Origin of the sequence: Barnesiella sp. CU968, assembly GCF_905219685.1 — a bacterium.
Taxonomy (GTDB): domain Bacteria; phylum Bacteroidota; class Bacteroidia; order Bacteroidales; family Muribaculaceae; genus Lepagella; species Lepagella muris_A.
The window spans coordinates 1-8,924 of record NZ_CAJMXD010000092.1; the positions used below are offsets into that span (position 1 = coordinate 1).

The following is an 8,924-nucleotide window of genomic DNA, read 5'->3' on the forward strand; positions in this document are numbered from 1 at the left end:
GTAGATGCCGCTTAGCCTATGAATATTTTTTAACGAACTATTGTATAAGAGCTTGTTTAAAAATAAACCAAACGGATTTATTAGAATGAATGAAATTGAAATAAAAGAGGGGATGATGAGACTATGGAAAGAGACATTCCATGATTCCGAAGAATATGTGAGACTCGTTTTTGATGCCTTTTTCAATATTGAGATGGTGGAGTATGAAGAGATAGACGGGAATATCGTGGCGGCTTTGCTTGCTGTGCCTTATTATTTCGGCAACAGTAGCCATCAATTGAAAGGTCTTTATTTATGCGGGCTTTCAACTGACCCCGCCTATAGGAAACACGGTATAATGGGAGGTCTGATTGAACGGCTGGCATCAAGGATGAAAAACTCCGGTCATTCATTCATGTTTCTAATTCCGGCTGATGAAGAATTGCAGCGTTATTACCGTGACCGCAGATTTGTCAACGCTTTTTATAGAAGTGTGGAACGTTTTACATCTTCACATGATTTCGCGCTTGAGAACCTCCATGTGCTAAATAAGGAAGACAGCAGGATAAAGAATATCAAACAGCGGTATTGCGAACGACTTATATGCCGCAGAATATCCTCTGACGAAGAGCTTCTCCTTTCCGAGGCGAGGTTGCTCACGGACTATATCCGGAAGCGAGAAAACTACAGACCAGATTCCTGCCGGCATCTTGGAATCCTTCATACCACATGTGAGCTTATTACAGCCATTAAAGAGTGTTTTGTTTCCGGAGGGCGTATATATTATTGTATCAATTCTGATGATAAGGTTACCGGGGTAGGATTTGTCTATGCCGGGAATGATGAAGTGACAGTGTATTGTCTTCATGTGAGTGACAGGTGCTCCTATTACCGGCTTCTTGGAGAAATAAAAAACGACTACCCGGATCTTGGTCTGAAACTCTATAGCTACCCTATAAGAAATATAATTGGAATAGACAACAAATATTCACCTGCCAGAAATTATGAAGTATACGGCATGGCTCGGATTTTAAATCTTTACGAGATTTTAAAATTTCAGGCAGAGGAGAGGCACGATTTAAAATATTCGATTCTCGTGAAAAATGAAGAAAACAACATTTTGACAAGATTTGTAGCAGAAAACGGGTCTCTGGTGTCAAGTCAACTGAAAACGGATACAGTTTCCCAAAATCAAATTCTGGAAGCGATGGATGATAGGGAAGTGGCATCAATATTGTTTCGCCGTCCAGATTCAGATCATATAGTCGAAGAGGTATTGGAAATTCCTCCGTTAGGCGGAAGTATAAACCTTATGCTTGATTGACGATCTATTGTAGAATAATGAAATGATGATTAAATTTACAATGCGATCTCTTCAACTCTTAAAAACATCTAATAAAATCCTCTCAGTTAACCCTACATTTAAAATTAAACAGTTTTTGAGAGGAAATAGACAAAAACAGAATAAAAAGATATAAAACAATACGGATTACAATCTGGAATTGCTTTTTGTAAATAAGGATAAAGTGTTATAAATTAACATTCTATCCTTATTTTATTGTGTAAATAAGGCTTTGAGAATCGAATATTCCATAATTTGCGGATGAGAATACGAGTTTTTAGTACTCTCGAAAGAAAAGTTGTCAGAAAAAATAAGGGGCTCAAGAAAGCAGGGCAGTGCGTTGATTTAATGCATTTGCAAATTGGTCAAAATGGAACATTCAACAAATAAGTCCAACGATAAATATCTGGTATTTGCCATTCGGAATGTGAGATTGTTAATTTAAGTCTGTAAATCAAGAGATATATTAATATTGCAAATTACAAACTCAAATCAAGTTTGTAATCGACAACAAATATAATAAATGTAAATAGGTGAAAATTTGAATTAGTTAATAGTGTATAAATGCAAATATTTCATATTAACATCTATTTAGAATTAAAATAAAATGCAACATATCAATCAGATACAATTAAAAATGAAAGTAATGTGTTACTTTTAAGCTCATATTAGAGTGTTTGTTGTACACTAATGTCCATTTAAGGCTTTAATGGGTTAATACTAAGCTTATTAATATATAACCTCTACATTATTTATAGCATTTTAGTGTAGTATTTTGAATTGCAAATTGCAAAAGTAAAATGTTGGTTTCAAAAGTAAAATTCAAAATTTAACTATTTAGAATTTGCAATTTGCAAATAAATAATTAAATTTGCATACTGAATTTAAAAAATCAAAATCGCCTTATGAATGAGGATAATGTGGCAATTCGTCTAAAAGGGTTCATTGATGAGATGGGTTTGACTAACTCTCAGTTTGCTGACCAATGCGGAATCCCGCGTCCGAGCCTTTCTCAGATACTAACCGGACGAAACAAGAAAATTTCTGATGTTATTGTTGGGCAGATTCATACAGCGTATCCTCGCTTGTCGGTGCTTTGGCTTCTCTTCGGTGAAGGCGACATGCTTGTCGCACCACCCCGCGAGAGTCGCGACGAGGAGAACTTTCCAAATTTATTCAGCGAACAGCCGAATAATCCGCCCAATGTGTCGGAGATTGAAAAATATTCGAATCTCAACGCCTTAAATGAGGGTAGAAACATAGCTCAATCCCGCATCAATAACGGGAATCAGGTGGATTCAAAAAGTATCGAATTACAAATGGAAATAGAAAAAATGCGTAAAAATCCTCGAAAAGTGGTTCAGATAACCGTTTATTATGATGATTCGACATTTGAAACCTTCTACCCCGGCAAGTAATCGCTTACTGAGAATCATACGGAGGGTGCAAAGCAGGATGAGAATCGTATAGGGATATATATAGTACTTTATTTTGACAGACAACTATGATTGATACAATATTAGAATACAATCGTGAATTTGTTGCAAATCGTGAATTTGAAAAATTCGCCACATCTAAATATCCGGATAAACGGATTGCAATTGTAACCTGCATGGACACAAGGCTGGTGGAATTGTTACCAGCAGCTTTAGGTATAAAGAACGGAGATGTGAAGATGATAAAGAATGCCGGCGGAACCATTACCAATCCGTTTGATTCTACAGTTCGTTCGCTTCTCGTAGCTGTTTATGAGCTTGGTGTCAATGAAATCATGATCATAGGGCATACCAACTGCGGAGTTCAGGGTATGGATGCCAATGAAATGCTTTCTCTGATGCGTGAACGAGGCATTTCGGAGGAGCACATACGCCTTATGGAGCATTGCGGGATAAACCTAAAGGATTGGTTACACGGATTTGAGGAAACGGATGCCGCCGTAGAGGAGACAGTAGACCTCATAAAGAACCACCCTCTTATGCCTGATGACATTACTGTGAGAGGATACATAATGGACTCAGTAACCGGAGAACTGACTGCTCTCTGATAATACGTATCCACATAGTCTGAATCATCTTGAAACGTCATTGCGACGTCCTTATTCGTTTAAACGATTTTTGTCAAGGGAATCGAGTCTCTGTCGCATCTTGATTTCCGACGGATTGTTTCCGGGATTCCAGAATTTATAATTCTCAAGACCATCGGGAAGATATTGCTGTTCCACGAAGTTTCCTTCGTAATCATGAGCATATTTATACCCCTTGTGATAACCGAGGTCTGCCATCAGTTTTGTCGGAGCGTTGCGAAGATGCAGCGGCACAGGAAGGTTTCCTGTCCTTTCAACAGTCTCCAGCGCGGCACCTATAGCGGCATATGCAGTGTTGCTTTTGGGAGAGTTTGCAAGATATATGGCGCATTCCGACAATATGATGCGTCCTTCCGGCCATCCTATCTTGTTGAGGGCATCGAATGTGGCGTTTGCAAGCAAAAGAGCATTGGGATTGGCAAGTCCGATATCTTCTGCAGCAACAATCACAAGGCGTCTGGCAATGAAAGTCGGGTCTTCGCCGCCAGCCACCATTCTTGCCAGCCAATAAACGGCAGCATGAGGGTCGCTTCCGCGGATCGATTTGATGAACGCTGATATTATGTCGTAATGCATCTCTCCATTGCGGTCGTAAGCGGCAGGATTCTGCTGCAGGCGTGATGTCACCACATTGTCGTCTATTACCACGGTCTCGTCTTCACCTGTAGACTGCTCGATGAGATCTATTATGTTAAGCAGTTTCCGGGCATCTCCTCCGGCAAACCTGAACAGAGCGTCTTTGGATCTGATGTCGAATTTGCGTGATTTAAGAACCTCATCGTTAGACAAAGCGCGTTCAAGTAGATTTTCCAGATCCACCAGTTCCAGCGGCATGAGAGTGTATACCTGAGCTCTGGAAAGAAGAGGGCGAATCACTTCGAATGATGGATTCTCCGTTGTGGCGCCGATGAGAGTGACTGTGCCTTTTTCCACAGCCCCCAATAATGAATCCTGCTGAGATTTGTTGAACCGATGGATTTCATCGATGAAAAGAATTGGTCTTCCCTTGACAAACATGCTGCGGGCATCCGCCTCGCAACGTGCCAGAATCTCTCGGACCTCCTTTACGCCGGATGTGACGGCACTCAGAGTGTAGAAAGGCACATCGGTCTGCGACGCTATTATCCTTGCCAGCGTTGTCTTTCCCACCCCGGGAGGTCCCCACAGGATAAAAGAATTAACCCTCCCGGTCTCGATCATACGTCGTATGATTCCGTCCGGACCTACAAGATGTGTCTGTCCTATATAATCGTCAAGAGACTTCGGCCTCAGTCTTTCGGCAAGGGGTATATTCGTCATATATCAGCGTGTCAGTTTGGCAATCAGAGCATCGCGGTCGAGCTCCTCAAAATTATTTACAACCATATCGCAATAAGGTTCGATAACGGATGCCGGCAAAGTGCCGGCAATGCCTGTCACATATGCCCCGGAGGCTCTGCCGGCTTTCACGCCCTGAAGGGAATCTTCAAATACCACACAGTTCTTCGGATCGGCTCCAAGCAGGTTCGCCGCCAGAATGTAGCCTTCAGGATCCGGTTTGGATCTTGTGATCCGGTCTGCGGTGACCAGTTCCGTCATCATACCCTCCAGTTCAGGTATTTCCTCACGGAGGTGTTCCATTTTTTTGTTGTCGCTGCTTGTCACCAGTGCCCTTGGAATATCCATGGCTATAAGCCATTCTACGAACTCTTTTGCACCCGGAAGCCATTTATAGCTCATTTGCGCCTCAAGTTCGTGAAGCGTAGCCCTGACACTATCCCCGAGTCCGGCAGCGGCATAATGCGTGGCAATAATGTTGTCGAGAGTCATACCTTTTATCCTGTACGCGAGGTCGGGATATTGAGAAGGGAAGCGACGGTTTACCTCGCTCCATACTTTGGTATATTCGCTTTCGCTGTCGATCAGGACACCGTCAAGGTCGAACAGAACTCCGATAGATTTCATTTATCCTGGTTTTAAATGCACTTTATAATACAAAATTAGTCAAATTTGTCAAATAATGAGTAATTTTGTTATTTGAAAGTATGGAGTTGTTCCAAATATCGGACTTATCAGATGATTCAAGATATAAACATGCGTGTGTCACCTCGTGTGGCGGGAGAGCAGAAACTGCTCTCCGAGACAATCGCACGCCAGCTCAGACTATCGCCTTCGGATATCAATTCATGGAGAATAACGAGGCGTTCTATCGATGCGCGAAAACGCAACGTGCTTGTAAACCTTAGTGTACGTGTGGCAACAGGTGATGACTTAGAGATTTCTCCAGACCTGAAGCCTGCATCGTTCAAGGTCATCAAGCCTGAATCTCCAAGAATAGTGATTGTAGGTGCCGGACCTGCCGGTCTTTTCGCAGCTCTTAAGGCTGTGACATACGGAATATGTCCGGTTCTGATAGAACGGGGACGCGATGTGGATTCTCGTCGCCTTGACATAGCGGCGATAAGCAGAGAAAAGAAAATCAATCCTGTCTCGAACTATTGCTTCGGAGAGGGTGGAGCCGGAGCCTACAGCGATGGCAAACTCTTTACACGCAGTAAGAAAAGAGGGAATGTGGAGGAAGTTTTACAGCTTCTTGTGCAACATGGTGCACATCCTGACATTCTTGTAGACGCTCATCCTCATATAGGGAGTGATTGTCTGCCGCATGTTATCAAAAGCATGCGCACAACTATTATCGGCTATGGAGGTGATGTCCGTTTCGAGACGCGAGCCGATTCTCTCATAATAGAAGATGGCTGCTGCAAGGGTGTTGTCACTGACGCGGGCGAGGAGATTCGCGGTGAGGCTGTGATCCTCGCCACCGGTCATTCCGCACATGATACATTCCGTCGTCTTCATTCCTCAGGAGTGCTTATGGAGGCGAAAGGTATAGCCATTGGAGTGCGTCTTGAGCATCCGCAGGTTCTTATCGACCGCCTTCAGTATCATTCTGAATCTGGTCGCGGAAAGTATCTTCCTCCCGCGGAATATAATTATGTGACGCAGGTGGAGGGACGAGGCGTGTATTCCTTCTGTATGTGCCCCGGTGGTGTGGTCGTGCCCGCAGGAAGTGCAGAGGGTGAACTTGTGGTCAATGGCATGTCGGCGTCCGCCCGCTCCGGAGAACGTGCCAATTCAGGAATGGTTGTGGAGATCCGTCCCGGAGATTTTCCCGAATACGTGAAACTTGGAGCTTTAGAGATTCTGCAGCTTCAGGAAGATATGGAGAGGAAATTTTATGATGAATCCGGAAATTCAATAAACGCCCCCGCCCAGAGAATGAAAGACTTTACCGATGGGAAAGTCTCGACTTCACTGCCGAAGACCTCATATGCCCCCGGCATCCATCCTGTTGACTTCAACAGGCTTTTTCCACCCTTCATATCATGGCGACTCCGCGAAGGGTTCAAGGACTTCGGTCGTAAATGTCCGGGGTTTCTGACCAATGAGGCAATACTTCTGGGACTTGAATCGCGCACCTCATCTCCGGTGAGACTGCCTCGTGACAAAGAGACGCTCGAGCATGTGGCGATTCCGGGATTATATCCGGCAGGCGAAGGCGCAGGTTATGCCGGCGGAATAGTCTCGGCTGCAATTGATGGAATAAGGTGTGTGGAGCAGTTCGTAAAGAAAAACAAACAATAGAATATGTCGACAATTTTAAATATAGAAACCTCAGGTAAAATCTGTTCTGTTGCCCTGACACGAGAAGGTGCTCTGGAGTTCGATCTTGAGAACAGGGAAGGCATGAAACATGCCGAGGTACTTGCTCCTTTTGTGGAGCGTGCAATGGAAGAGGTAAAAAGGAAAGAATGGAAACTTGATGCAGTTGCGGTCAGTATAGGTCCCGGGTCCTATACCGGTCTGAGAATAGGGCTTTCGCTGGCAAAGGGGCTTGCGTTCAGTCTTGGAGTGCCGCTGATTGGAGTGAGCACTCTGAAGATACTCGCCGTCAAAGCAATGTTCCGTAATTTCAATTTTACCGGAGAAGAGATACTTGTGCCTATGATTGACGCCCGGAGGATGGAAGTTTTTACTGGCGCCTATGATTTTGCACTGAATGCTGTGGCAGGTCCGGGTCCGATGATTCTGGATTCCGAGTCATACTCTGGATTGCTTGCCGAAAAGGAAGTATGGTTTATGGGAGACGGGGCGGGAAAGGCGAAAGATGTTATTGACTCTCCCAATGCACATTGGATGGAAGATCTATACCCTATGGCGAAAGACATGCTTGCGCTCTCGGAGAAAGCATTGAGGGAGAAAGACTTCCTTGACATCGCATATTCGGTTCCCGAATATCTTAAAGAATACCAGACGACGGTAGCCAGACCCAGAATATAGCGGATGTGACGCGGGTGGCAGATAGCTGCACCAAATAACATAAAGGTTTAAAGACGATAATGATATATTTTCGGTAAAAATTGTTATCTTTGTAGAATAAACCGGTTGCGGACATGTAGAGAATCAACTGCATGTGTGACGTTTTTTAACAGTTTCATGCCAATAATAAATATGATACCTTATAATACGGATCTCAAACCCATTACCCTTCCTGAGTTCGGAAGAAACGTGCAGGGAATGGTTGATTATTGTGTTTCCATACCTGACAGAGAAGAGCGCACGAAGTGTGCGTTCGCCATAGCGGATATAATGGCAAACCTTTTCCCGGGACTTGTGGGAGAAGGGCGTGACTACTCCCAGATATGGGATCAGATCAACATTATGTCCCGTTTTCAACTTGATATAGATTTTCCGTGTGATGTCGTAACGGCAGACCGTCTGAATCCAAAACCCGAAAAAATACCATATACTTCATCCCCAATGCGTTATCGCCATTATGGCAAGAGCATCGAAAAGATGATAGAGAAAGTTGCCGATATGGAGGATGGTGAAGAAAAGGATGTGTTGATTTCGCTGATTGCGCATCATATGAAGAAGCTCATGCTTATTCATAACAAGGAGGGGGTTGATGACGCGAAGATTCTAAAAGATCTGAGAGAATATTCCGGCGGAAAGATTGATCTTGACCCTCAGACTTATCTGTTGCATGAATTTAAGGAAGCGGTTCCTGTGGGCCAGACAAAAAGTAAAAAGAAGAAAAAATGAGCAGTTTTATAGTGGAAGGGGGGCATCGCCTTTGTGGAGAGATCAGTCCCAAAGGTGCCAAGAACGAGGCATTGGAGGTGATTTATGCCACACTTCTCACTGAAGAGAAGGTGACAATTTCCAATCTGCCTCGTATTCTTGATGTCACAAACCTGATAAATCTCTTGGCGGAGATGGGGGTAAAGGTCAATTATCTTGATGAGTCAACCTGTGAGTTTCAGGCAGACGATATAGATATTGAATATATCCGAACTCCGGAATATAGAAAGAAGGCAGCTTCATTGAGAGGGTCGGTCATGATTCTGGGACCGCTTGTGGCAAGATTCGGTCATGCCGTTCTTCCGAAGCCGGGTGGTGACAAAATCGGTCGCCGCCGNCTTGACACTCATTTTTACGGACTTCAGAAACTCGGTGCGGCATTCGAATATGTCACAG

At 43.8% G+C, this 8,924-nt stretch carries 8 protein-coding genes and 1 pseudogene; 7 read left to right on the plus strand and 2 right to left on the minus strand.

Going from position 1 to position 8,924, the window contains the following annotated elements:
- Positions 1–85: 85 nt before the first annotated feature.
- The 3 genes from JX312_RS05300 (at position 86) to JX312_RS05310 (ending at position 3,365) form a co-directional block, all read left to right on the plus strand.
- On the plus strand, positions 86–1,303 hold the full coding sequence (locus JX312_RS05300) for a GNAT family N-acetyltransferase (RefSeq protein ID WP_204457293.1): 1,218 nt from the start codon (positions 86–88) through the stop codon (positions 1,301–1,303).
- Between the two features lie 923 nt (positions 1,304–2,226).
- Entirely contained in the window at positions 2,227–2,739 is a 513-nt protein-coding gene (locus JX312_RS05305; RefSeq protein WP_123404746.1) for a helix-turn-helix domain-containing protein, read from the plus strand.
- A gap of 86 nt (positions 2,740–2,825) precedes the next feature.
- A complete protein-coding gene (locus JX312_RS05310; RefSeq protein WP_204457294.1) occupies positions 2,826–3,365 on the plus strand; it encodes a carbonic anhydrase in 540 nt (179 codons plus the stop codon).
- 51 nt (positions 3,366–3,416) lie between these two features.
- Here the strand turns inward: JX312_RS05310 and JX312_RS05315 are convergent, their stop codons facing one another.
- Together JX312_RS05315 and JX312_RS05320 are read right to left on the minus strand one after the other, a co-directional pair.
- Positions 3,417–4,703, minus strand: coding sequence for a replication-associated recombination protein A (locus JX312_RS05315; protein ID WP_204457295.1), 1,287 nt, complete (start codon positions 4,701–4,703; stop codon positions 3,417–3,419).
- Positions 4,704–4,706: 3 nt separating this feature from the next.
- Positions 4,707–5,348 (minus strand): HAD family phosphatase, encoded by a 642-nt coding sequence (locus JX312_RS05320; RefSeq protein WP_204457296.1) that lies wholly within the window; start codon positions 5,346–5,348, stop codon positions 4,707–4,709.
- Between the two features lie 111 nt (positions 5,349–5,459).
- On the opposite strand from JX312_RS05320, the gene JX312_RS05325 reads away from it, so the two are divergent.
- The 4 genes and pseudogenes from JX312_RS05325 to JX312_RS05340 all read left to right on the plus strand — a co-directional run.
- Complete coding sequence (locus tag JX312_RS05325) at positions 5,460–7,028, plus strand: NAD(P)/FAD-dependent oxidoreductase (RefSeq protein ID WP_204457297.1); 1,569 nt, start codon at positions 5,460–5,462, stop codon at positions 7,026–7,028.
- A 3-nt stretch (positions 7,029–7,031) separates the two neighbouring features.
- Positions 7,032–7,724, plus strand: coding sequence for a tRNA (adenosine(37)-N6)-threonylcarbamoyltransferase complex dimerization subunit type 1 TsaB (tsaB, locus tag JX312_RS05330; protein WP_204457298.1), 693 nt, complete (start codon positions 7,032–7,034; stop codon positions 7,722–7,724).
- A gap of 171 nt (positions 7,725–7,895) precedes the next feature.
- Entirely contained in the window at positions 7,896–8,489 is a 594-nt protein-coding gene (locus JX312_RS05335) for a DUF4290 domain-containing protein (protein WP_239653813.1), read from the plus strand.
- A pseudogene (locus JX312_RS05340) lies at positions 8,486–8,924 on the plus strand (UDP-N-acetylglucosamine 1-carboxyvinyltransferase); the annotation flags it as partial. The gene JX312_RS05335 and the pseudogene JX312_RS05340, both read left to right, overlap by 4 nt.

What these genes read in the sequence shown, in the direction of transcription:
- JX312_RS05310 (WP_204457294.1), top strand. Translation starts at nt 2,826, where the DNA reads ATGATTGATACAATATTAGAATACAATCGTGAATTTGTTGCAAATCGT.
- JX312_RS05300 (WP_204457293.1), top strand. Translation starts at nt 86, where the DNA reads ATGAATGAAATTGAAATAAAAGAGGGGATGATGAGACTATGGAAAGAG.
- JX312_RS05315 (WP_204457295.1), bottom strand. Translation starts at nt 4,703, where the DNA reads ATGACGAATATACCCCTTGCCGAAAGACTGAGGCCGAAGTCTCTTGAC.
- tsaB (WP_204457298.1), top strand. Translation starts at nt 7,032, where the DNA reads ATGTCGACAATTTTAAATATAGAAACCTCAGGTAAAATCTGTTCTGTT.
- JX312_RS05335 (WP_239653813.1), top strand. Translation starts at nt 7,896, where the DNA reads ATGATACCTTATAATACGGATCTCAAACCCATTACCCTTCCTGAGTTC.
- JX312_RS05320 (WP_204457296.1), bottom strand. Translation starts at nt 5,348, where the DNA reads ATGAAATCTATCGGAGTTCTGTTCGACCTTGACGGTGTCCTGATCGAC.
- JX312_RS05325 (WP_204457297.1), top strand. Translation starts at nt 5,460, where the DNA reads ATGATTCAAGATATAAACATGCGTGTGTCACCTCGTGTGGCGGGAGAG.
- JX312_RS05305 (WP_123404746.1), top strand. Translation starts at nt 2,227, where the DNA reads ATGAATGAGGATAATGTGGCAATTCGTCTAAAAGGGTTCATTGATGAG.